The sequence below is a fragment of the Dehalogenimonas formicexedens genome (genome assembly GCF_001953175.1).
Classification (GTDB): Bacteria; Chloroflexota; Dehalococcoidia; order Dehalococcoidales; family Dehalococcoidaceae; genus Dehalogenimonas; species Dehalogenimonas formicexedens.
Genome location: NZ_CP018258.1, coordinates 1,670,975 through 1,693,316 on the forward strand (window position 1 = coordinate 1,670,975; position 22,342 = coordinate 1,693,316).

The 22,342-nt window shown below is 56.4% G+C and carries 21 protein-coding genes; 7 read left to right on the forward strand and 14 right to left on the reverse strand.

The features are described from left to right. The first annotated feature begins 264 nt into the window (after window positions 1-264). Complete coding sequence (locus tag Dform_RS08760; protein ID WP_076004668.1) at window positions 265-1,101, forward strand: DegV family protein; 837 nt, start codon at window positions 265-267, stop codon at window positions 1,099-1,101. Window positions 1,102-1,374: 273 nt separating this feature from the next. Further along, window positions 1,375-1,788: a hypothetical protein gene (locus tag Dform_RS08765; RefSeq protein ID WP_145925562.1), complete on the forward strand. Its 414-nt coding sequence runs from the start codon at window positions 1,375-1,377 to the stop codon at window positions 1,786-1,788. Here Dform_RS08765 and Dform_RS08770 read toward each other — a convergent pair. Together Dform_RS08770 and Dform_RS08775 are read right to left on the reverse strand one after the other, a co-directional pair. Continuing rightward, window positions 1,747-3,297 carry a recombinase family protein gene (locus tag Dform_RS08770; protein ID WP_076004670.1) on the reverse strand — a complete coding sequence of 517 codons (1,551 nt, stop codon included), beginning with the start codon at window positions 3,295-3,297 and terminating at the stop codon, window positions 1,747-1,749. The genes Dform_RS08765 and Dform_RS08770 overlap by 42 nt on opposite strands. A gap of 34 nt (window positions 3,298-3,331) precedes the next feature. After that, a complete protein-coding gene (locus Dform_RS08775; RefSeq protein WP_076004671.1) occupies window positions 3,332-4,258 on the reverse strand; it encodes a hypothetical protein in 927 nt (308 codons plus the stop codon). A 325-nt stretch (window positions 4,259-4,583) separates the two neighbouring features. Here Dform_RS08775 and Dform_RS08785 point away from each other — a divergent pair, with 325 nt between their 5' ends. From Dform_RS08785 to Dform_RS08805, 5 genes are all read left to right on the forward strand, one after another. After that, window positions 4,584-5,285, forward strand: a complete 702-nt coding sequence (locus Dform_RS08785; RefSeq protein WP_076004673.1) for a tyrosine-type recombinase/integrase — start codon at window positions 4,584-4,586, stop codon at window positions 5,283-5,285. Then, entirely contained in the window at window positions 5,263-5,760 is a 498-nt protein-coding gene (locus Dform_RS08790) for a hypothetical protein (RefSeq protein WP_076004674.1), read from the forward strand. Before Dform_RS08785 ends, Dform_RS08790 begins: the two co-directional genes overlap by 23 nt. A gap of 434 nt (window positions 5,761-6,194) precedes the next feature. Further along, window positions 6,195-6,716: a hypothetical protein gene (locus tag Dform_RS08795; protein WP_076004675.1), complete on the forward strand. Its 522-nt coding sequence runs from the start codon at window positions 6,195-6,197 to the stop codon at window positions 6,714-6,716. Window positions 6,717-6,937: 221 nt separating this feature from the next. After that, the gene (locus tag Dform_RS08800) at window positions 6,938-8,119 is read left to right on the forward strand and encodes a DNA polymerase III subunit beta family protein (RefSeq protein WP_225973673.1); all 1,182 of its coding nucleotides are present in this window, start codon (window positions 6,938-6,940) and stop codon (window positions 8,117-8,119) included. 161 nt (window positions 8,120-8,280) lie between these two features. Beyond that, entirely contained in the window at window positions 8,281-8,694 is a 414-nt protein-coding gene (locus Dform_RS08805; RefSeq protein ID WP_076004677.1) for a hypothetical protein, read from the forward strand. A gap of 170 nt (window positions 8,695-8,864) precedes the next feature. Here the strand turns inward: Dform_RS08805 and Dform_RS08810 are convergent, their stop codons facing one another. The 12 genes from Dform_RS08810 to hemA form a co-directional block, all read right to left on the reverse strand. Continuing rightward, entirely contained in the window at window positions 8,865-9,284 is a 420-nt protein-coding gene (locus Dform_RS08810) for a helix-turn-helix domain-containing protein (RefSeq protein WP_076004678.1), read from the reverse strand. Between the two features lie 53 nt (window positions 9,285-9,337). Further along, the gene (locus Dform_RS08815) at window positions 9,338-10,171 is read right to left on the reverse strand and encodes a PadR family transcriptional regulator (protein WP_076004679.1); all 834 of its coding nucleotides are present in this window, start codon (window positions 10,169-10,171) and stop codon (window positions 9,338-9,340) included. 626 nt (window positions 10,172-10,797) lie between these two features. Next, a complete protein-coding gene (gene cobJ / locus Dform_RS08820; protein WP_076004680.1) occupies window positions 10,798-12,633 on the reverse strand; it encodes a precorrin-3B C(17)-methyltransferase in 1,836 nt (611 codons plus the stop codon). Further along, window positions 12,620-13,375, reverse strand: a complete 756-nt coding sequence (gene cobM, locus Dform_RS08825; protein ID WP_076004681.1) for a precorrin-4 C(11)-methyltransferase — start codon at window positions 13,373-13,375, stop codon at window positions 12,620-12,622. Before cobM ends, cobJ begins: the two co-directional genes overlap by 14 nt. Before the next feature lie 2 nt (window positions 13,376-13,377). Beyond that, window positions 13,378-14,082, reverse strand: a complete 705-nt coding sequence (gene cobI / locus Dform_RS08830; protein ID WP_076004682.1) for a precorrin-2 C(20)-methyltransferase — start codon at window positions 14,080-14,082, stop codon at window positions 13,378-13,380. Next, window positions 14,083-15,318 (reverse strand): bifunctional cobalt-precorrin-7 (C(5))-methyltransferase/cobalt-precorrin-6B (C(15))-methyltransferase, encoded by a 1,236-nt coding sequence (locus Dform_RS08835; protein WP_076004683.1) that lies wholly within the window; start codon window positions 15,316-15,318, stop codon window positions 14,083-14,085. Then, a complete protein-coding gene (locus tag Dform_RS08840) occupies window positions 15,311-16,390 on the reverse strand; it encodes a cobalt-precorrin-5B (C(1))-methyltransferase (protein WP_076004684.1) in 1,080 nt (359 codons plus the stop codon). The genes Dform_RS08835 and Dform_RS08840 overlap by 8 nt, the downstream gene beginning before the upstream one ends. After that, the gene (gene hemL / locus Dform_RS08845; RefSeq protein WP_076004685.1) at window positions 16,390-17,691 is read right to left on the reverse strand and encodes a glutamate-1-semialdehyde 2,1-aminomutase; all 1,302 of its coding nucleotides are present in this window, start codon (window positions 17,689-17,691) and stop codon (window positions 16,390-16,392) included. The genes Dform_RS08840 and hemL overlap by 1 nt, the downstream gene beginning before the upstream one ends. Further along, window positions 17,688-18,674, reverse strand: a complete 987-nt coding sequence (gene hemB / locus Dform_RS08850; RefSeq protein WP_076004686.1) for a porphobilinogen synthase — start codon at window positions 18,672-18,674, stop codon at window positions 17,688-17,690. The genes hemL and hemB overlap by 4 nt, the downstream gene beginning before the upstream one ends. Further along, complete coding sequence (gene cobA, locus Dform_RS08855; protein WP_076004687.1) at window positions 18,671-20,182, reverse strand: uroporphyrinogen-III C-methyltransferase; 1,512 nt, start codon at window positions 20,180-20,182, stop codon at window positions 18,671-18,673. The genes hemB and cobA overlap by 4 nt, the downstream gene beginning before the upstream one ends. Then, window positions 20,173-21,093, reverse strand: coding sequence for a hydroxymethylbilane synthase (gene hemC / locus Dform_RS08860; RefSeq protein WP_076004688.1), 921 nt, complete (start codon window positions 21,091-21,093; stop codon window positions 20,173-20,175). Before hemC ends, cobA begins: the two co-directional genes overlap by 10 nt. Then, window positions 21,074-22,342, reverse strand: a complete 1,269-nt coding sequence (gene hemA / locus Dform_RS08865; protein WP_076004689.1) for a glutamyl-tRNA reductase — start codon at window positions 22,340-22,342, stop codon at window positions 21,074-21,076. Before hemA ends, hemC begins: the two co-directional genes overlap by 20 nt.

Consider the following 22,342-nt stretch of genomic DNA (forward strand, 5'->3'; position numbering starts at 1 on the left):
CAGCTTATGGGATTGGAAGGCAAGGGTTTGGTTTCGTATGGGATGGTCACGACCGCTAAAAATTAAGGAAACAAAGAAATAATTGGGCTAGATTCAGTGATACCTCATCATAGGGACAAGACTGTGTGCTCAATCAAACCAATCCAGGTGATATTGGTTGAAAAGGGGGAGGGGAAATGATATAGTTCGCGACCTTGATTAGGCCCGCATATCTGTATTATGTTGACATTATTGGTCGTATCCGACTATAAGAGGAGGGTTAATATGGCTATTAAAGTAGTTACCGATAGCACCGCTGATATTCCGTCTCAGTTGGTAAAAGATCTGGGCATCGTGGTAGTACCTTCATACGTGATCTTTGGAAGTAAATCATATCGTGGCGGGATCGATATAGCCGCGGACGAGTTCTATCGTAAGCTTCTTCATGAGCCTGTGCTGCCTACCACCTCCCAGCCCACCCCGCAGGATTTCGTAGAAGTCTATAACCAGCTTGCCAAGGAAGCCGACGGTATTATCTCTATTCATATTTCTTCCAAACTGAGTGGCACAATCAACTCCGCCGAACACGCCAAAAAGCTGGCCAATGTCAATTGCCCTATTGAAGTCATTGATACACAGAACCTAACAATGGCGTTGGGTTTGATTGTCATCGCTGCCGCCAGAATGACCAGAGCAGGCAAGGGATTGACTGAAGTCGCCGATGCCGTCAGAAAGATGGTGCCTAGTACCAGGCTACTGATCCTCTTTGACACGCTGGAATACTTAGCCAAGGGCGGCCGGATTGGCAAGGCCAAGTCAATGCTCGGTTCAATACTGAATGTTAAACCGCTGCTGACACTCAAAGAGGGTGAATTTGTGCCGGCGACCCAGGCGCACAGTCGCACCAAGGGCAAGGAAAAACTGTTAGAGTTCCTAAAAAATGCTAAAGATATCGAAGACCTAGCAATTATCTACAGCACCACTCCCGATGAGGCAAAAGAGCTAGCCGCTAGTATCACGGCAATCCCCCAAGCCCGCATAATCATCGCCCAGGTGGGTCCGGTGCTGGGCGTTCACAGTGGGCCAGGGGCGCTGGGCATTGCGCTGAGAACCAAGGAATAGGTTTAGGGGTAGTCGTCAGTGCCCAATTTCGGTATGGTTCTTCCGCCGTTAGGGTGTTGGCCAACTTGTAATTAAATAGCAAACGTTATTTAGAAGCTATCTAAGGGCATCGACCGGGCCCACTTTTTGGGGCAAGCCACGGGAAGGTTATTGAAAAGACCCTGGCCGGTGCGACAGGGCTATTATGAAACCAGCCAGTTCTCGGTATCGTCTCCTTTGGTGGAGTTATCATGCCGAAGATACTATTCTAACCGCGGGCTTCTGAAGCTCATCATGGCAGGCAGTGTGACGCTTCGATACTGTGAGCCCGTAGGTGAGAAAATGGCGTTGCCCGACAAAAAAAGAGCAGAAGTACCTCCAGCCACCTCAAGTTCTGATCATGGCCATGATCATTTGGTGTATACGCCTGAAAATGGGCTGCGGCTGCTGGGGCGAATGATGGCTGAAGCTTATCTTGAAGAACTTGCTGAAGAATGTCGCTCAAAAAAGCCTGGTTACAAAAGGAAGCTTTACATTAAGAGGATCCAGATATCCTCAGATTGCGTAGACTTTAATGAACGTTCGGTTCGGCAAAAACTCCATTCGATCCTTGATAAAGCAATAGAGAAAGCAGATCGAGAAGGTTTAAAGCAGGATTATCCCTTGTCACTTGAAGAGGCTGGATTTAGCATCAAGTTGAAAGGTTAGTCCACCAAAGGTATCAATAGGTAGAACTGTTTCGGTCTCCCCTCCCGGCAACGGGAGCCTATATTCCACCTTGGCCTCGTTACCTTCGATAGTAATCCCTTTCACAAAAGTCTTGATGAACGCTTTCCGGCTCAACACATCGCCTTCGTCAAGTAAGACCCGTAAATCACCGGCATACGACTTGACCTTTTGAAGATTCACTTGCTCCTGTTTCTCGACCACTGCGTCGGCATCGAGTTGTACCCTCACTTTACTCAACTCTTCCTGCTTGTTCCGCAACTCCCTGATTCGGGGAGCCAGATCGTGAAGAGTGACTATCCCAGTCTCGATTGCCTCGTACAGCTTTAACAAACGGGCGCCGGCTTCCCTGAGTTCAGCATCAACACACTCCAAACGATCATGGATGATACGATGGCTCGATCGAATATCCTCATTGGTGTACATCACGAGTTTTTCGAGATTGTCGTCAGTAAGGATCGTTGATTTGAGATTCTCGGAAATAATTCGCTCGAGTTTGTCTTTGGGCAGGCTGCGTGAACAACAAGCCTCCTTCCCCTGTTTGAAGTTACGCTGGCACTGGTAGTAGGCATAGCTGCTGGATTTGGCGCTGTGGCCGGACATGGAGTGGCCACAGGCACAAAATAGAAGGCTGGACAACAAGTACTGGCTGGTGACGGTCCTCGGGTGAGCGGCAAGCGGGCTTTTATTCCCCAGCTTCTGTTTAACGAGATTGAATTCGTCGCGGGAGATGATAGCAGGCCAGGCGTTTTCCAGGCGGACCGATCCCCAGCCGGAGACGCCAGCGTAGGCTTCGTTGGCGAGCACCTTATATACGGTGGTCCGGCCCCAGCGCTCTCCCTTGAGGGTTCGAAAACCCTGGGTATTGAGCTTCGTGGCGATGGCTTTGCAGCCCTTGTCACTCAAAGACATTTCAAACTGGAGTTTAACGACTCGGACGGGTACCGAGTCTTCCGGCAGCGGTTCGATCTTATTCCTCAGCTTTTCCCCATCCTTCACCTTGACGATCTGGTAACCATAGGGCGGTTTGGAACCATTGTAGAAGCCTCGCCTGGCATTCTCCGCCTGGCCGCGGCGGATGTCCTGCCCCATGTTCAGACTGTAGAATTCATCGACCGACTCGATAATGCCTTCGAGCAGATGGCCGGTGGGTGAATCATCGACCGGCTCGCTGATGGACACCACCGAGATGCCCTGTTTCTTAAGAAGCATCTTATAAGTGACCGAGTCGCCTCTGTTTCGAGCGAAGCGGTTCAATTTCCAGACAAGGATCGTGTCGAACGGAGGCGGTTTGAGCCGCGACACAGAGATCATTTCCTTAAAGGCGGGACGGTCGGTCGAGCGCCCGCTTTCGGCCTCGTCAATGAACTCTCGAGCAACCTCATATCCATTTTTACCGGCAAACTCCCTTAGTGCCCGAAGCTGGGCTGACAGGGAAAGAACGGTATCCTGCGCTTCGCTTGATACTCGGCAATACAGCGCTGCTTTCATGTCGTTACCTCCTCACTCCTTCCCTGAATCGTGCTCAAATCCCGATGCGTTCACAGACCGAGCAACTTCCCGGCAGCAAGCCGGGGGCAATATATTCCGTGATGAGTTCTTTGAGTGTCATACCAATCGTCTCAAGTTTTTTGAGGGTCATGGCAACCGCTTCAAGTTCTGGCGCTTTCTTAAGTTCTTCATAGGCTGCAAGAAGATCAGCACGGCACTTAACCTTATCGCCGCCTTTGACTTCGGCAAGCACCGTTTTAAAAAGGGAAACCCAATGTGTTTCAGAATTAATGACCATCCCGCTCTCCAACTCAACGTCGAACTTCTTGCGTGACTCTTCATGATCCTTCTCGATGCGCCAACGCAGGGCGTATTTGTAGAGAGCACGGCAGGCGGTGTAGCTGAAAATAAATGGATCATTGAACTCATTGTTCTCCGACACCACCGGCAAACCGGTCTTCTCTTTGATTAAGGCGATTGTCTTGTACTGAAGCCCGATCCGGGCCAGCAGGTGCGATATATTAGATTTTTGCCACTTTGAAAGTTCACGGGCAAGTTTGGATCTGCCGAGATGTTGCTTAAGGGGCGTCTGTTTTTCGGCGCTTGTTTTCGGGAAGAGTTCACTGATGAAAAGCGTCTCTGCCTGTTCTCTGTCGATGTAGACTGAGATCGGTTCCCGCTTGTACCAGGAGATAGCCTCCGCCTCAACCGCCGAAGGCTCTAAAGAACGAGCCAGAGCTGAAAGTTCCGTGAGCAGTTGTTCCTGGTGCCTTTTGAGGGCGTCGCGGATCAAACTGACGTTGGCTTCTCTTCGTTCCCGTTCCCGCCGAGCTTGAATTATACCCGCCTTGACAGTACGCAGATCGATCTCTTTGTCGTTCCCGATCTTGGCTTCAGATTCACCTTTTTCCGATAATATGAGCCACTCGGCCCTGTCCTCGACGCTGTATTTTTTCGGCATAATAATTTTCCTCTTCTCTGCGTTTGGCGTTTATTAGATACGTTGATATGGTGTATTTTATTGCGTTTTAGGGTGACTGTCAATATTTACAGCATATCGTTTATCTGCTTCGACGGAGGAGATAAAGTGTGATAGTCTGGTCGCATGCCAAAAAGCCGGAGAAAATATCGAGAGTATCAGGTCGGGGGAGATGTATTGGAGACCGGCCTCAGAATACTCGCCTCGATTATCGCTGATGTTCATCTAAAGCGCCAAAAAGCGCTAAGGGAAGCACAGGCTGCCAATGACACCACTATCGCTCAGCTTGCGGAGTCCGAAACATATAATGAAAGCCTACCTTGAATTAGAAGAGCTCAACCGCCTGGCCGACGCCGCCAATAACCTCCGTGACAGGCTGCTGGTAACGATGCTGTTCCATATGGGCTGCCGAATCTCCGAGGCGCTAGGAATCGCCGTTGGCGACATCGACCTCAATAACGGCACGGTGACCATCAAGCACTTGAAGCGCCGGATCAAGCTGAAATGCCCGAAATGCGGCGCGTCTCTCGGTCTAACATCCGTCTTCTGCCCGAAGTGCGGCGATAAGGTAGAAGTTGCGGTTAAGGAACTCAGGGATCACCGCAAACAGCGGATTCTCCCATTAGATGACGAGCTCATCTCCTTAATCAAGGAATACATTTCGCGCGGCGGTCCGGTCAATCGTAACGGCAAACGACTCCTTTTTGGCATCAATAGGCATCGAGCCTGGCAGATCGTTAAAACACTTGGGGAGAAAGCCGGGCTGCCGCGGATTATCAATAACGAATCCGGCAAGGCCCACTACGTCTCACCGCACAAGCTCCGGGACGCTTTCGCCGTTTTTGCGGTGAAACGCAACGACTCCGGCGACGGCCTGCGGATGCTCCAGGAACACCTCGGGCATCAGTCTTTCGACACCACCGCCAAATACCGCAAAGTCGCCGGAGAGGAACACCGCCGCTGGTACGATGATCTTTGGAAGGGCGATGGTCGTTCCACTAAAGCCTAAGAAGGGCGGCTTCCTGCGGCCGTTCGGTTGCGGCTGGTTTATCAGGGAATACCTCTCCGGCCGGGCGCCGCATGGATCACCAGAGATAGACCCTGATATCGGTGCCCCCCAGTCGGAGATTTTTCGTTCCTACAAGTTGGCACTCATTAACGAACACTCCATGGACCTAGCCATCAGGAAGGCTGAAAAGCTCGCTAAAAAAGAAGGGAAACCGATCTCGCCGGACCAGATCGACGAGCTTTTTCAAAAGTATGTTTCGCAAACACCTTATAAAACCATCGCCTGCCGCTACCATTCGTTTGTCGTTTACTTTTCGATGCTGACAAGGCTTGGCTGGGTCGAGCTCACCGGCAACACCGAACCCTCCGCCTTTCAAGACAACTTCCCGCCCGGGCAGCCGCGGAAATACTACCACCTGACTAAGGCTGGCCATGACGCCGGCGACAGCGCCTGGGCAAACCCACAAAAGGCTTAGTCTCCAAAACCGCCGGCCGGTAAGGCCGCGGCACCCCAAATACCAAGCGCTGTGGCGCTTAAAGAAGCCTTCTTAACCCTTCAGCAAAGTAATTCCATCTGTCACACTTCGATCACACAATCGCCCCGTTCACAGCCGGATTGTGCAGTGCGTACTCCCCATGAGACGAACCACCAGCCGGAAAGAGCGAATTGCTGAGCAATAGAGAGCTTCCTTATTGTTTAACTGAGGTCACTCCAAAGCTAAACCGGATTGTCCGTGATTTCATCGTGGGCGGGGGAAGTGTCGTAAATATAGGTTCATTTTGTAGCTGAACAAACGCAAAGATTGTTACATGATAGGTGCTGGTTTTGATACCGCCAGCACCTTACCAACTGAATAGGCGATAATCCTTGACCTGAACGCTTGCCCCCTCATTGAAAGGGGGTCAAGTATTGAGAACGACACTATCTTATCCGGACGATCAAAATAATCCGCCCACGTCCTATAACCGGCTAACCGGTGACTGGCTTCTTTATTACATGGTCGCCAAACGTTTTATGTGGAAAATACCGCCACAGGATAGGCCGGACGTAAGGCATTCAATAATGATGGAATTGGCCGACGCTCAAAACCGCAAGGGCGGCTTGCCGTTACCCGAAGCGGCGATGTACCGGATTGCTTCTTTCGAGGTGGCCGACTACTGGCGCACAAAGAAACGTAGTCCCAATATGCTAAGTCTTGACGGCGACGAGGACGCCGACAATGATACCGGCCTTGCCACAGTCCTGCCCGATGATTCAGCGCTCGACCTCGATGCCTGGGTAGATGCCCGAACCTTCCTTCTAAGCTGTCCCAAGCGGTTAATCCAGATTGCCTTCAAGCGGGTAAAGGGCGTCACCCTCGAAAATGCCGAATATAAGTACCTTTCCAAGTGGCGCAAACGTGAACAAAAAATAATTCCTATTTGTGGGTAAGGTTTTGACCCCGTTTAGCGGTTGTATAAGTGGGAGCATTCATTAGGCCAGCGAACGGCGGCTAATGGGTGTCTTACTACTATGCGAAGCCGGTGGAATTGCCCACCGCCGGATAGCTAAAGGGGGTATCAACTATCGAACAATTGAATATCGAGGGCAAGCGTTCAGGTGAGGGTTTTATCGCACAGCGCCAAAGTGTTATCAGTGCCCTGAATCGAGCCTTGGCCGATAAGGTGAATCTACTCGGTTTCACCCTTGGCCGCAAAGGCTTCCTTACCTACCTTAGAGCATTGGGCGGTAGCAACGTCATAAAGGTTGTCCCGTCCGGCGGTGATGCCAGCGTATCGCGGGTCACTGGTAAATGCCTTAAGGTAGTCTGCGGCGCAAACACGGCCTACCTTACCAACAACGAATGGACCGGCGACAAGACAAGCTCCGGCTACTGCGAGCTTAAAGTAAGTCCCCGCTACTCCATAGTACCGAACCTCGGTGCTTTGGAGCTTTCCGAAGCATTGGAACGGGTGCTTACTTTCACCTCATCCCAAAGCTCGCGGCCAGTCCTTCAGGGCGTCTGCCTGAAAGCAAAGGACGGCAAGCTCGACATGGTATCCGCCGACGGCTACCGCCTCGCCATCGCCACACTCGACTTCGAGGGCGAAGGGACGGCGGTCATCCATCGGGACGAGCTACGGGGTATCGCCCAGGCGCTAAAGCGTGCCAGGCGGGTACGCCTCGCCTTTGAAACGGACGAGGCCACCAAGCGGACATACCTTATCCTCGAAACGGAGCTTATCCGTTACCGATGGTCTGGAATGTCCGGCGACTATCCCGACCACAAGGCGCTCATCCCGACAGGCTTCAAGGCGACTGTTAACCTCGAAGCCACGGAAACGCTCCGGGCGATTGCCAGCCTTAAGGTGCTGTCCGATGTCAAAGGCGCTCCGGTAGACCTAAACTTCGGCGGCGGCAAGGTCATCATGGCCGCCACCGATGATAAGGGCGAAACGGAGATAGCCGCCGAGACAACGGGCGAACCGATGCGGGTAAGGCTTGACGGCGGCTTCTTTAGGGACGCCCTGAAAGCCTGCGGCGGCATGGTGGAGTTTCACGTCACCGAGCCGAGTTTGCCGATACTATTCAAGGCTGACGGCTTTCAACTGGTCGTCATGCCGATGGCGGTAGGCAAGCCGCAACCGAAGCCCGAAGCGCCCAAACAGGCCGAAGCCAAAACGCCGGAGCCGGTGAAAGCCGAGCCGGTCAAAGCTGAAACGCCGAAGGAACCGGAAGCGATCAAACCGGACAAAGAAGTCGAGGAAGCGGTAGCCGAGGCCAAAGCCATCACCGAGAAACCCAAGATGCCGAGGATTGCCAAAAAGATAGCGCGGGAAGCTGTCGCGGTCTAACCCAAAACTGAACGCTTGAACTCACAAAACAACCAACGCAGGAAGCGGGGTGTGCGCCCCGCTTTTTGCTATTTAAGGGGATATTCGTCTCCCGTGCGTGGGAACGAATATCCCCTTTTTTGTTCTTACTAATGGCTAAACACTGCTTTGAAGGAGGCAAAATGAAACAGGAATCATGCCGGGAACGGCTTAACGGCGAGCTTAAGGATCGGTTGCGGGACATACGGACTTTATGGCGGCTGTATCAAAAGCATCCCGACGCATCCCACCCGGAGCTGGGAAAATTCGAGGAATACGGCTTGGGTCTCGACTATGTAGCCAAAGGAACCTTCCAAGACCAGAAACGGGGCTATTTCCGCTGGCAGTTGTCATGGGGCGGCCCGGCTGACGAGTTCCGATTTTTCATGGACGAAAATCTCGAGGCCGTTGAAATCGAGTACTGGTTTCTGGATTGGAACGACGGCGCCAGCAAAACGCTGTCCGGCGACGCTTTCAAGCTACTCGACGAAATCTTCCAGCACCTTAAAGACATGGGGGTTGTGGATGCTGAACGGGCTAAGGCCTTAAGCAGTTAGCTACCTTATAATCGAAGGCTTATAACGACGGCGGGATAGAAATGTCCCGCCGTTTGCTTTTTAGGGACTTCCCGATCTGGGGAGTCCCTTTTTTGTTTTTCCAGTGAACGCGACTTAATGAAATACACCCAGGCTAAGTGAACGGATAGCTCAGCCGGAAGGTCGGGGTTCTATTTTGATTGTTGGCGAATTCTATTAAGCATTTGCCCCATGACCAGTTCGTTAAACTCTTCTTTGCGGGCCGAAAGTTCAGACTTAAGCGTATCGCCTTCTTTCTTCATCTTGCGAATAGTGGCTTCCCGATCCCCAATCCGGGTGGTAAGTGTCTTGATCTCATCAAGAAGCTGGGAGCGAGACGGCTCCTGTTCGCGCTTCATCACTTTCAGATATTTGCGGCCCCTTTCTGTAAGGCGAAAGATCTCCTTGACCTTCTCGATTAGACGTTGATGTTCGAGCTGGTTCAATCTTTCCGCCGCGGCCTTCTGTGAATATCCAAAATTGTGGGCAAGATCACCGGCAACAACAACCTCTTTCCTCTCGATCAACCCCAGAACTTCAAGTTTTGTGGCTATCACCTCGTGTTTCCCCATTTTCTTTTACCCCTAACAATATGCGATCTTGATCAGGCGACCGCTCAGCATCATTATCTGTCGCTTGCTGGTACGCGGCTGGTTTTCTGGCTCTTGGTTTGGGTACCCGTTGATACCGAGGCAATCTGAATTTCTCGTCGGACCAGACGCTCCTTGAACTGTCTGCCCAGCCGTTCATAGCGAAGGTGCGTGGGCCTTTCCGCCAGTGGGATATCAAGCGCATTCATTGCCTGTTGGATGTTCGGGTATGGCCCTCGCCCATCTCCCTTGATGTAATACTCATACGCCTTCCCTCTTTTTGGCGGCGTGCCAGGCGCCGCGGTCGCCTGAGCCTGTTGGATTTGTTGAGGTTTGACGACATCCCAGGCAATGATGCGAGGCGATACCGGTTTCTTGGCAGAAATCGCATGCTTTACCGGTGCCCTGCTGCTTATGGCCAGGTCAACAACCTTGTGGGCTCTATCCAAGGCACGCGTTATTTCCCGTGCCTGCTCCCTCGTTAGCTCCGGCAAACGCCTCTTTATAAGCGGAAGCATGTCTTTGTGGGCGGCTAGTGTTTTCTTCAGCGCCTTCTGGCTGGCCGCTTTCCAGTTTGTCTTCATATGCTTTTTGGCTTCTCTGAGCGCCGGCATACAGTCGTTGAGGAAAATAAACCCCTGCGGGGTGATCGAGAAGACCTTTCTGCCGTCGCAATCTTTGGCGACAATATGTTTCGCGGAGACCAGCCAATCCAAGGCCGGGTAGATCATGCCTGCCGAGGGTTTGTAGACCCCATCGAAGCACTCGGAGATTTCGCCGATGATCTGGTAACCGTAGCATGCCTTCTGTGCTAAAAGGTCGAGGATGAGGTACTTGCAACTGCCCTTCGGAAAAAGTCGGTTTTGCATTTTATCCCCCTATAGGGTTTCGATAGTCTCACAAATACCATCCCAGAGAGCCGTTTGGCAATAGTATCTATGTGGATTTCTTGCGCCCGCCTTTGGACCAGGAGAAACTGCTGACCGGCGATTTAGAGTTCTAGTCCATCTGGTGAGAAACACCGGATTTTTCTCATGTAGCTTGTCCATCCGCGGCTAGCCAAGGCAATCTTGAGCGGAAGATGGTCTGACCGTATCGAAATCAGAATCTTGAATCGCTCAGGGATTTCCAGCAAGGCGGCTTGGCGAGACACGGGGTCTGGGGTGAACAGCTGCTTGATTTAGAGTGAATTGCGCTTCTAATTTCGATCTGATTTGTTGGCTCTCGACGCCTTCCCGGCGACCTTCGCCTCTGCTGTGTTTTGGCTTGTTTACCGTATGGTGTGCGAGGGGGCCGGTGACCCCATGGCGTCGCTGTTTCGAAATACGGTGGTCTTACCACCTTCGTAGGCGAGCAACACGAACTGATGCCTTATCAACTCAATCCTGGAATGGTGTGTGGGCGTTGTCGAGCCGGGGGAAACCCTAGGTGGTTTTGGAGGTCCTCAAGTCAACCTGGATCTGCACAATCGCAGAAAAAGTGTGCTTACACCAGATTACCCAGAGGTTTCTCCGAGTTCGTACTTCTTCTGATACCCGCGGGAGGTTACCATGCGCCCGCCGATGACCTCAGTCTGTGAGTTGCCGATGATGACTATGCTTGTCATCCCGACGTCTTGCTTTGGTAGGTTCTCGAGGTCAGTGATCACCACCATCTGTTCCGGCCGGTAAGCATCACTAACAATGCCGACCGGGGTACCGCCGCCACGGTGGTTCAGCAGAATGTTCACCGCTTTCTCCAGCAGGTGAGGCCGTTTGCGGCTTTTGGGGTTGTAGAGGGCGATGACGAAATCAGCCTTAGAAGCGTATTCCAACCGTTTTTCGATCCTCGGCCAGTCGGTCAGATAATCGCTCAAACTGATGGTGCAAAAGTCAGTCATCAGCGGCGCGCCGAGGAGTGAGGCCGCGGCTGAAACCGCCGAGATCCCAGGCACCACCACGATCTCCACCGGAATTTTCATCTCTGCCGCAACTTCAAACGCCAGGCCGGCCATGCCGTAGATGCCGGCATCGCCGGAGGAGATGAGGGCTACATTTTTCCCGGCGCCGGCCGATTTGACCGCCTCCTGGGTACGGTCGACTTCTTTGGTCATGCCGCTGGACAGGAGGGTCTTGCCAGCCAGGAGCGGGCGAATGAGGTCAAGGTACATTTTATAGCCGACGATGACCTCTGCTTCATCGATCGCCTGCCTTGCCCGGAAACTCATGTCCGCGAAATCGCCCGGCCCGATGCCAACGACCGACAACTTCCCATTGGACTTTGCCTCGGTAACGGACTCGGCCACGGCCACCGTGACCTGTCCATCTACCGCCTGTTTCTCAACCAGGAGGGCGGTCGCCCCACTGGCCAATAGTGCCGCGGCCTCCGCCACCGATGGTGTACCGGCATGGGTGAGGGCGTGCTCCGACGGAGCGGACGGCACGGGGATCTCAGCCAGTCTGGCGGCGGGAAAAAACCGCAAAGGTACGTTTCGTTCAACCGAATACTCCAGCAGCCCCTGTTCATCTTTTTTCAAGTCGACGCTCGCCAGAGAAGAGATGGACATCGGCGATAAGCCATACCGCTGGCAGATGGTGTTGATGGCCTTATCGATTTCCGTCGCGGTTGTGCCCCGGTTGCAACCGATTCCAACTACCAGGTTCCGGGGGTGAAAAACAACCGATGGTATGGCATGATCCAGTTCCACCATGCGATTGGTGATCGCCAGGCGGGCGGCGACCTTCCCATTCTTAATCGTGTCGATCGAGGGATATACTGTCACATATCCGTTAACCGTCGCCTGCCAATCTGTTTCCCCGGAATCCTGAAAAACGCCTACCGGATCGCCGTTGACCAGCGCCGCGGCTAAACCTGTCAGGTCGCTGCCCGGCTCGACAAGCCAGCCGTAACGCGCCGCCAGATTGTCAGGCGACAGGTTGTGCGAGACATCGCTGGCGGTGGTGACCACCGGATGCGCACCCAATAGAGCCGCGATCTTCTGGGTTAAGGCGTTGGCGCCGCCCAGGTGCCCGGACAGCAGGCTGATGATGTTTTCACCGCCCTCGTCGAGGACGACCACTGCCGGGTCGGACTTTTTGTCTTTAAGGTACGGCGCCACGGCCCGCACGGCAATGCCATTGGCCATAATTAACGCCATTGACTCGCACTCTTTAAACAACCGGCCGATAAGCTCCCCGACCGGTTCTTCATAGGGATGTTCACCGGACTGCGGGTCATCGAGGAACCGGGCTTGGGCGTAAAGTTCAGAATGGGGCAGCACCGACCGCAGGCGCCGTCCTAGCGCCGTGCCATTTTTCGTGACAGCTACAATGGTGAGTTTAACGGTATCCATGGGAAAACCCTTTATCATATAACTTGGAAACCAGGCCTTTGTCCTTGGCGGCTAGCACATCGCCGACGATGATGAGCGCCTGGCGGGAAATCCCCGCCTTCGAAACATCGGACGCAAGATTGGCGATGGTCGTCCTGATGACCTTTTCCTCAGGCCAACTGGCGCGGTAAACCACAGCCACCGGAGTTTCCGCAGTTCGCCCGCCTTTTAACAGTTCGGCGACAACCGCCGACACCATGCCGGAGGATAGGAACACCGCCAGGGTGCCGCCGTTGGCGGCCAGCCGGTGCAGCGCTTCGTTTTCCGGCACCGGGGTGCGGCCGGCTAGCCGGGTAATGACTACCGTCTGACTGACCTCCGGTATCGTCAGCTCTGTTTTTAGGGCCGCGGCGGAAGCGAACAGGGAACTCACGCCGGGGATGACGGCGTATTCGATACCCCGCTTGTCCAACTCAGCCATCTGTTCGCCGATGGCGCCGTAGAGGCTCGGCTCGCCGGTCTGCAGCCGCGCTACCAGTTTGCCCTCGGCGACGGCCTTTTCGATTACGGCCGTTGTTTCTTCGAGGTTCATCGCAGCGCTCTTATGGATCTCGGCATCCGGACGAGCGAATTTCAAAACCTCGGGATTAACCAGCGAATCGGCATAGATGACAACCTGGGCTTGCCCGAGAACTTTCATCCCTTTAACGGTGATCAAGTCCGGGTCGCCCGGGCCGGCGCCGATAAAATATACTTGGGGCATCTCTACCTCCGGACCATCATGATCGAAAAATAGCCGGGCTTCTGGCCTTTCAGGTCAGCCAGGCGCCGGATGATGCGCTCTTCGCTGGTGGTCGCCTTGACCACCACCGTCGCCCGGTCAAGGAGCGACATCTCTTCCAGCACGCCGACAAGGGTGTCAAAAACCGGGTTGATCTTCATGAATACCACGCTCTCGAACTCGGAGAGCACCCGGCGGATAGCCTCCCGGTCGGAGGGCGCCGGCACCACCGCCAGACGCTCATCGCCGCGCACCAGCGGAATGCCGGCGCGTGCCGGAGCGGCGGTGATCGACGACACGCCCGGAACAACCTCGATAGGCTGGTTTGAGTCGCCGGCAAACTTATCGAAAAGATAAATGAAGCTGCCGAATAAGAACGGATCGCCTTCCACGATAAAAGCGCAATCGATGCCGCTATTCAGTTTTTCAGCCACGGAACGGGCGGCAGCTTGCCATGCTGCATCGAGTTCCGCTTCGTCATCCGACATCGGGAAAACGAGATTCGCAATCTTCGGACTGAGCCGCTCATCGAGTTGGCAGACGATGCGTGAGGCCAGGCTCGGCTCGCCGGCTGCCTTACAGGGAGCAAAGATGGCCGGGACTTCCCGAAGAAGCCGCAACGCCTTGATGGTTACCAGTTCCGGGTCGCCGGGCCCGACGCCTATACCGTAAAGTTTTCCCTGGGCCAACTATTTGTCCTCCCCTTGCCGAGTTGCGGTAACGATGAAAACCGGGTTCAGCGGTTCCAGCCGGGTCAGGTTGCCGATAGCCCGGCTACGTGCAATATTTACCAAAAGCGTATCGGTATCAAAACCCAAAGTCTGAAGTGAGCGGCTGGCCTCCGCGAGGTTTTCAAGAGTGGCAAGGTTGATGACGATGCGCCCGCCGCGCCTGAGCTTACCCGCTACCATAGCTAAGACATCTGCCATACTGCCGCCGCTGCCGCCGATGAAGACGGCGTCCGGATCGGGCAACCCGGCCAGCGCCCCGGGCGCGCTGCCGGCGATCACGGAGACGTTTCCAAGGCCGAATTTCTCGACGTTGGCCTTCAATCCTTCAAGGCTTTCGGGCGAACGTTCCACGGCAAAGATATGACCGCGGCGTGCCAGCCGGGCGGCTTCAATGGAGACGGAACCGCTGCCCGCGCCGATATCCCAGACCACGCTGTCTTCCCGGAGAGCCAGTTTGGCCAGGCTGACAGCCCGGACCTCCATCTTGGTGATGAGTCCCTTGTCCGGGGTGCGCTGGCTGAAACTCTCGTCCACCTGGCCGATCAATGGCATCGACGATTTCTCAGGCAGCGGCCCGCTGACCAGTATCATCACGTTGAGGGGCGAGAACTCCGTCTTCGCCGTTTCCTCGAGGGAACCGGAATAGACCCGTTGGTCGCTGGTGCCCAGGTCCTGACAAATGTAGACCTGTCGCTCGATCCCGGCTTCGATCAAAGCCCTGGCGACGTTCGATGGAGTGTGATCTTTATCGGTCAATAGCGCCACCTTGGAGGCGCGGCGCACCAGGCCGATGATGTCCTCGATAGGACGGGCGTGGACGCTGGATAGTACCGCATCGTCCCAGGGCAGCTTGACCGCGGCGAAAGCCTGTTGGAAAGAACTCACCCCCGGTATGATCTTGACCTGTTCCGTTCCCAGCGCCTCGGTTAGGTTCCTGGCAATGCCGTAGCAGTTGGGATCTCCGGAAGCCAATACCACCACCCGGCGGTGGGTGAGCGCATGCTTTATGGTAGTAATGACTTCGGACAGGTTGTTGCCGATCGCTAGCTTCTCGGCGTTGATTTCGGGGAACATCTTCAGTAATCGAGCGCCACCGATGAGCAACTCCGCCCGATCTATGATTTCACTCGTAGCCGGGGGAATACACTCACGCCCGCCGCTTACGCCTACAATATGAACCAGATTATCAGTCATCGCTTCGCCCCAGGATTTTCCCTTCGTAGTCGCAGACGATACACACAACCTTGACCCGGCATCCGGCGAATTCGGAGCAGCGTGCCGCCGCGATTTGGCTAAGATGGCGGCAAAATTCGGGCACCATTTCGATCGGCAGTACGGACATGAACTCGTTGGCCATGACCGTGGTAGCCAGTTCCGTTTGTAATACGTCTGAAGCGCCAAGTCCGGCGGCGATGCCGACGAGCAACGTGATATTGATATCTGATTTGGTGAAATGGGTATTGATCTCGCCCGCCGCCAGCTTGCTCGCCTTACCGACCATGCACCAGATCTCGGCTTCAAAGACTTCTTTCTCAACGCAAGCCTTGAGGGCCTCGTCCATGAAATCGCCAACCAGGATGAAACATTCCTCACCGAGATTGTTCGCCGATTGGGCGTATTTTTCGGTACGGCGGCCAGTGGAGGCAACAACCTTGGTGCAGCCGCAGGCCTTGGCAATGCTCACCGATTGCGGGATGCTGGCTTTGTAGGCGTCCAGTGAATACGGGATAACGATTCCGGTAGTGCCCAGTATCGACAGCCCGCCAACTATGCCCAGCCGCGGATTAAGGGTCCGCCGGGCTAACGCCTCGCCACCGGGCACCGACACGGTGACGGTGACGCCGCGGGTCTCCGGTCCTAGCGCTTTGGAGACTTCATCGCGTATCATGCGCCGGGGCACCGGGTTGATGGCCGGTTCTCCCACCGGTATCTCAAGGCCGGGGCGGGTGACGGTGCCGACGCCATCACCGCCTTTCAGTTCGATCCCCGGTCTATCTCGCCATTCCACAGTTGCAACGATCGTAGCGCCGTGGGTGATATCCGGGTCGTCGCCGGCATCCTTGATGACAGCGCAGACGGCCTCGGCGCCGGTGAAACGGCACTCGGAAATTGTAAAAGTGACGTTTTCGCCGGTAGTCATCGTTATAACGACAGAAGGCACCGCACTCTGCTTGATCAGCGCCTCTGCCGCCGCTTTGGCCGCCGCGGCGGCGCAGGCGCCGGTGGTGAAGCCGCGCTTGAGTTGTCCCCGGTCAGGCCGCGGCATCAGGGACGGCCCTCCTTGACGGCAGCGAATGCCTTTTCGATAGCGGTGATGGTAGTTTCAACGTCCGCATGACTGAGCGCCGTCGATACGAAGGCGGCTTCAAATTGCGACGGCGGCCAGTAGATGCCGTTTTCCAGGAGTGTTCGGTGGAATATTCTGAAGGCTTCGGTGTCGGATGTTTTGGCGCAGGCGTAGTCAGTCACTTCCTGGCTGGTGAAAAACACGGTCATCAGGCTGCCGATCCGGTTAACCTGCAAGGACAACCCTGATTTCCTGGCGGCGGCCGAAATGCCGTATGCCAGCGCCGCCGCGTTATCTTCAAGAGCAGCATATATTCCCGGTTTTTCTAATTCGTTTAATGTCGCCAGGCCGGCGGCCATGGCCAGCGGGTTGCCGGACAGCGTCCCTGCCTGGTAGACAGGACCGGAAGGAGCGATAAGCTGCATGATTTCTTTACGTCCGCCATAGGCTCCCACCGGCAGCCCGCCGCCGATGATTTTACCCATGGTGGTCAAATCGGGCACGATACCGAACTTTTCCACGGCGCCGCCGCGCTTGACCCTGAACCCGGTGATGACCTCGTCGAAGATGAGCAGAGCGCCCCGCTCGCGTGTCAATTCCCTCAAACCCTCCAGGAAACCCGGTTCGGGTGTCACTACGCCCATGTTCGCCGCCACCGGCTCCAGAATGACGGCTGCCACCTGCCCGGGGTAGCGGTCGAACAGCGCCTCCACGGAATCGAGGTCGTTGTAGGCGGCGGTCAGGGTCTCGGCGGCAAAGGCAGCCGGAACGCCGGGGGACTCCGGGATACCTAAAGTTGCCAAACCGGAACCGGATTTCGACAGTAAACCGTCGGAGTGGCCGTGGTAGCCGCCCTCGAACTTGATGATCTTCTCGCGCCCGGTGTAGGCCCGCGCCAGTCTCAGGGCGCTCATCACCGCCTCGGTGCCGGAACTGACGAAGCGCATCATTTCAAGATGCGGCATGGCCGCCCGGATGGCCTTGCCGAGCTCGGTCTCGCGACGGCTGGGGGCGCCGAAGCTGGTACCCTCTTTGGCCGCTTCGACGATGGAGGCGACGACGGCCGGATGGGCGTGACCCAGTATCATCGGCCCCCATGACCCGACGAAATCAAGGTAGCGGTTACCATCGACGTCGTAAAGGTATGCCTCTTCGCCGCGCTCGATGAACAAGGGCTCACCGCCGACAGCCTTGAAGGCGCGCACCGGGGAGTTTACCCCGCCGGGGAAGATTTGCCGGGCTTCGGCAAAAAGTTGGCGCGACTTATCAAACGACTTCATCTGTCTCCTTCGCTAATCCAACGCGCCGCGTCTTTGGCGTGGTAGGTGATAATGACATCCGCTCCGGCACGCTTGATCGAGGTCAATATCTCCAACGCCAGGCGTTTTTCTTCGCCCCAGCCGCGCTCGGCCATGGCCTTGACCATCGAATACTCGCCGCTAACGTTGTAAGCCACGACCGGGCAATCGAAGCCATCCTTGGCCTGCCGCACGATATCGAGGTAGGCCAGTGCCGGCTTGACCATGACGGCATCGGCGCCTTCATCGAGATCGGCCGAAATCTCGCGCATCGCCTCGAGCGCGTTAGCCGGGTCCATCTGGTAGCCGCGGCGGTCGCCGAACCCCGGCGCCGAACAGGCGGCTTCGCGGAACGGGCCATAGAAGGCCGAGGCGTACTTGGCGGAATAGGCCATGATCGGGATGTGTTTGTAATTAGCTGCGTCGAGGGCCTGCCGGATGGCGCCGACTCGGCCGTCCATCATGTCCGACGGGGCGACGATGTCGGCGCCGGCTTTAGCGTGGACCACCGCCATCCGTCCCAAAAGCGGCAACGTGGCGTCGTTGTCCACTTCGCCGTTGGTGACGACGCCGCAATGGCCGTGGCTGGTGTACTCGCACAGGCAGACGTCGGTGATGACGGTAAGCTGCGGCACCTGCCGTTTGATAAGACTAACCGCCCGCGGCACGATGCCGTCCGGGTCAAGACCGGATAAACCCTGCTCATCTTTGGCGGCCGGTATGCCGAAAAGGATGACAGCGCCGATGCCCAGCCGGACGATATCGTCGATCTCCTCTACGAGGCTGGCGAGAGTGTGACGAACCTCGCCGGGCATGCTGGGTATCGGCTGGGCTGCGCCGTCACCATCGACGACGAACAGCGGATAGATGAAATCCCCGGCGTTGAGCTCAGTCTCCCGAAACAGTTTCCTCATTCCGGGCGTCCGCCGCAGGCGGCGCAGTCTTAGTTCAGGGAACGTGCTCATTGGCTCGTCCTCGATTCCAAATATTCTTCCATGGCATCCACAAGGCCGGGAATGGTATGTTCGGCGGCGACGACATCGACGCGGAGGCCGAGTTTTTCCGCCGTGGCCGCGGTTACCGGGCCGATGCAGGCAATAATGATGTTTTCACTGATCTTTGAGACGGGCACCAGTTTTAAGAGATGCTCGACGGTGGATGACGAGCAAAAGGTAATGATGTCGGCCTTGGCGACCGATTTCGCTGCCTGTTCCGGCGTGGTTCCGCTGTCTCCCAGAGTCCGGTAGGCGGCAATCTCGACGACAACGGCTCCCTTGCGCCGCAACCCCTCGGCCAATAGCGGTGGGGCGATATCGGCCCTGGGCAGCAGGAACCGCTTCCCCGTAATGTCGCTCTCGGCGAACTCGGACAGGACGGCCTCGGCGGTATACTCTGCGGGCATCAAATCCGGTCTGATGCCGCGGCATTCCAGCGATGCAGCTGTTGCCGGGCCGATAGCGGCCACCTTGCCGCCGCCGAACCAGCGGGCATCTTTACAGGCGGCGGCTAACCGCGTAAAAAAGGCTTCGACGCCGTTAGCGCTGGTGAATACCACCCAGTCAAAATTTGTATCGTCTCCGATGGCTCGATCCAACCCGGCGTCGTCCCCGGTGGTAATAGAGATCACCGGCAGCTCCAGCGGGACGGCGCCGAGCTCGCAAAGGACGGCGGAGAGTTCGCTGGCCTGGGTTCGGGAGCGGGTGACCAGCACTTTTTTACCGAAGAGCGGCCGGTTGTCGAACCAAGCCAGTCGGTGTCTGAGGTTGACCACCTCGCCGACCACCAGGATAGCTGGCGGCTTGACCTCAGCCGCATTGGCTTTAGCGACAATGTCGGCCAGCGTGCCGGTAATTACCCGCTGTTCCGGGGTGGTGCCTTTTTCGATGACAGCGGCCGGTGTGGCGGCTGCGCGTCCGGCAGCGCGTAAACCGGCTACGATGTTGGGCAAATTGGTGGTGCCCATGAGGATGACCAGGGTATCGGCGCCGAATTTGGTCCAATCAAGCCGCGATTCGGCCTTGGTGGGGTCCTCATGCCCGGTGACCACGGCGAAAGACGAAGCCGCCGCCCGGTGGGTAACCGGTATGCCGGCATAGGCCGGAACGGCCACCGAAGAACTCACACCGGGCACAACCTCGAAGGGGACGCCGGCCACAGCCAGGGTTTCTGCTTCCTCTCCGCCGCGCCCGAAAACGAACGGATCGCCGCCCTTGAGCCGGGCGACGGTTTTGCCCTCCAGAGCCTTGTCGACCAATAGCTGGTTGATCTTATCCTGGGGCAGGGCGTGGTCCGCCGCGGCCTTGCCGACGTAGATGAGTTCGGCGTCAGGACGACAGTTTTTCAGCAGCCGGTCGGAAGCCAGCCGATCATAGACAATGACTTCGGCTTTTTCGAGGATTCCCGCCGCCTTGACGGTGATCAGCCCTGGGTCGCCGGGTCCGGCGCCAAGGAGATATACCTTGCCTATTTCCAAACCGCAGCCTCCGGGTAAAGGGCGTTCCAGGTGGTTTTCATCTTTTCGGCCAGACTCGCGCCGAGCTTCTCGGCGTTCTCGGGATCACCGGCGATCTCGTCGCTCACGATGTGCCGGTGATCCGGCGAGAACATGCCGCGCAGCCTCAGCCTGCCGTCTTCAACGGTACCGAGGGCGCCGACCGCCGCCCGGCAGCCGCCGCCCATGGCCGCCAGGAAGCCGCGTTCAGCGGTGACAGCGACGGCTGTGCCGGCGTGGTTGAGCGACCGGAGGATCTCAAGTAGTTCCAGGTCGTCCTGCCTGGCCTCGATGGCCATGGCTCCCTGGCCGGGAGCCGGTAAAAAGGATTCGGGAAAATAGCCGGTGATCGCCTCCTCGCGTCCCAACCGGCGCAGGCCGGCCGCCGCCAGGACGGCGCCATCGATGACCCCTTCGGTGACCCTGCCGATGCGGGTTTCGACGTTGCCGCGTAGCGTTTGCACCTTAAGGTCCGGCCTCAGGTTCAGCAATTGCACCGCGCGCCGAGGGCTGTCGGTGCCGATCATCGAACCAAGCGGCAGTTCGTCGAACTTGAAGCCCCTAGTAACCAGCACGTCGCGGGGGTCATCGCGCTCCAGCACCGCGCCAATCATCAAGCCCTCGGGCAGCTTGATGGTCATATCTTTCAGGCTATGGACAGCGATGTCGATTCGCCCTTCCAGCAGCGCCTGTTCCAGTTCCTTGACGAAGGCTCCCGGACCGGATAATTCGCCCAGGGAGATGCCGAGCTTCCGATCGCCCTCGGTGGAGATTTTGATCACCTCTACCTCAAAACCCGGGCAATGTTTTTCCAACCAGCACTGCACCATGCTGGTTTGAACCATCGCCAGGCGGCTGGCCCGGCTGCCTATCCTAAACTTCGGTTTTTTCATCCACCAACACTTCCAGGTTGAATAATTCCTTAACTGTTGCATCAAGGTCGTTCTGGGCTACGGCGCCAAGTTTCAGCTTATCCACCACGGTGTGCAGCAGCTTGTTGACGATGGCCTGGGTCATGGCGTCAAGGTGACCCAGCGATTTTTCATCCAGGGGCGGCAAGGTTTTGATCGTCTCCTCATATTGTTCGAGACGGATAGCTTCTGCTTTTTGATAGAGCGCCTGGATCACCGGGCGGTTCCTGAGGCTCTGCCACCAGCGGTAAAATCGCTCCAACTCTTCCGCCAGGATGGTCTTGACCCGGTCCACCTCGGCCAGCCGCTTGCAGCGGTTCTGGTGGCAGATGTGGTTCAGGTCATCGATATTATAGACATAAACGTTGGGTATTTCTTTGGCTTTTTCATCGATGTCGCGCGGCACGGCGATGTCGATGAACATGAGCGGGCGGTCCGGTCGGGTCTTCATCACCTCAGCCACCTGGCCGTGACCGACCACATGGTGTGGTGCCGAGGTGCAACTGATGACGATATCGGCCATGGCAAGCTCATCGAGCAGGTTCCCTGAAGCCAGCGTCGCGCTGCCGAGCGAATCGACCAACAGCTTAGCCTTTTCCGCCGACCGGTTGAAGACGGTAAGATGCCCGCCGCGCTTCACCACGGCCTCGGCCGCCAGCCAGCCAGCCTCCCCGGCGCCGATGACCAGGGTGCGGCGTTGAGACAGGTCGCCAACAATGTTTTCTGCCTGGTCGACAGCTATCGAACTTATCGACAAAGCATGCTGGCTGATGGCGGTCTCCGACCTCACCCGGCGTCCGGCCGAGATGGCATGACTGAAGAGGCGTTCGATCTTGAGGCTGGCCATGCCGGCTTTACGCGCCGCTTCCAAGGAGTGCTTGACCTGCCCCAGCACCTCGTACTCACCGATGATCATCGAGTCCAACCCCGCCGCCACCTCGAACAGATGATGGAAGGCCTCATAGTCCTGGTAGGTGTAAAGATGCTGGCGGAGGTCAGCCTCCGGCAGACCGGACCACTCGGCAAAAAACCGCAGTATCGAGCCTTCGGTGCCCGGGTGCGCCAGGAAATAGACCTCGGTGCGGTTGCAGGTGGACAGGATAGCGGCGTGGCGGTAGTAATCGCGCAGCATTTCCAGCCCCGCCCCCAGCCGTGATGTGGTGATCGCCAGTTTCTCACGGAGTCGAATGGGTGTGGCCGAATGGTTGACGCCGTAGGCAAAAAGGGGCAC

What these genes read in the sequence shown, in the direction of transcription:
- Dform_RS08760 (WP_076004668.1), top strand. Translation starts at nt 265, where the DNA reads ATGGCTATTAAAGTAGTTACCGATAGCACCGCTGATATTCCGTCTCAG.
- Dform_RS08815 (WP_076004679.1), bottom strand. Translation starts at nt 10,171, where the DNA reads ATGCAAAACCGACTTTTTCCGAAGGGCAGTTGCAAGTACCTCATCCTC.
- Dform_RS08840 (WP_076004684.1), bottom strand. Translation starts at nt 16,390, where the DNA reads ATGCCGCGGCCTGACCGGGGACAACTCAAGCGCGGCTTCACCACCGGC.
- Dform_RS08805 (WP_076004677.1), top strand. Translation starts at nt 8,281, where the DNA reads ATGAAACAGGAATCATGCCGGGAACGGCTTAACGGCGAGCTTAAGGAT.
- Dform_RS08810 (WP_076004678.1), bottom strand. Translation starts at nt 9,284, where the DNA reads ATGGGGAAACACGAGGTGATAGCCACAAAACTTGAAGTTCTGGGGTTG.
- hemL (WP_076004685.1), bottom strand. Translation starts at nt 17,691, where the DNA reads ATGAAGTCGTTTGATAAGTCGCGCCAACTTTTTGCCGAAGCCCGGCAA.
- Dform_RS08785 (WP_076004673.1), top strand. Translation starts at nt 4,584, where the DNA reads ATGAAAGCCTACCTTGAATTAGAAGAGCTCAACCGCCTGGCCGACGCC.
- hemB (WP_076004686.1), bottom strand. Translation starts at nt 18,674, where the DNA reads ATGAGCACGTTCCCTGAACTAAGACTGCGCCGCCTGCGGCGGACGCCC.
- Dform_RS08790 (WP_076004674.1), top strand. Translation starts at nt 5,263, where the DNA reads ATGGTCGTTCCACTAAAGCCTAAGAAGGGCGGCTTCCTGCGGCCGTTC.
- hemC (WP_076004688.1), bottom strand. Translation starts at nt 21,093, where the DNA reads ATGAAAAAACCGAAGTTTAGGATAGGCAGCCGGGCCAGCCGCCTGGCG.
- Dform_RS08775 (WP_076004671.1), bottom strand. Translation starts at nt 4,258, where the DNA reads ATGCCGAAAAAATACAGCGTCGAGGACAGGGCCGAGTGGCTCATATTA.
- Dform_RS08835 (WP_076004683.1), bottom strand. Translation starts at nt 15,318, where the DNA reads ATGACTGATAATCTGGTTCATATTGTAGGCGTAAGCGGCGGGCGTGAG.
- Dform_RS08770 (WP_076004670.1), bottom strand. Translation starts at nt 3,297, where the DNA reads ATGAAAGCAGCGCTGTATTGCCGAGTATCAAGCGAAGCGCAGGATACC.
- cobM (WP_076004681.1), bottom strand. Translation starts at nt 13,375, where the DNA reads ATGCCCCAAGTATATTTTATCGGCGCCGGCCCGGGCGACCCGGACTTG.
- cobJ (WP_076004680.1), bottom strand. Translation starts at nt 12,633, where the DNA reads ATGGATACCGTTAAACTCACCATTGTAGCTGTCACGAAAAATGGCACG.
- Dform_RS08765 (WP_145925562.1), top strand. Translation starts at nt 1,375, where the DNA reads ATGGCAGGCAGTGTGACGCTTCGATACTGTGAGCCCGTAGGTGAGAAA.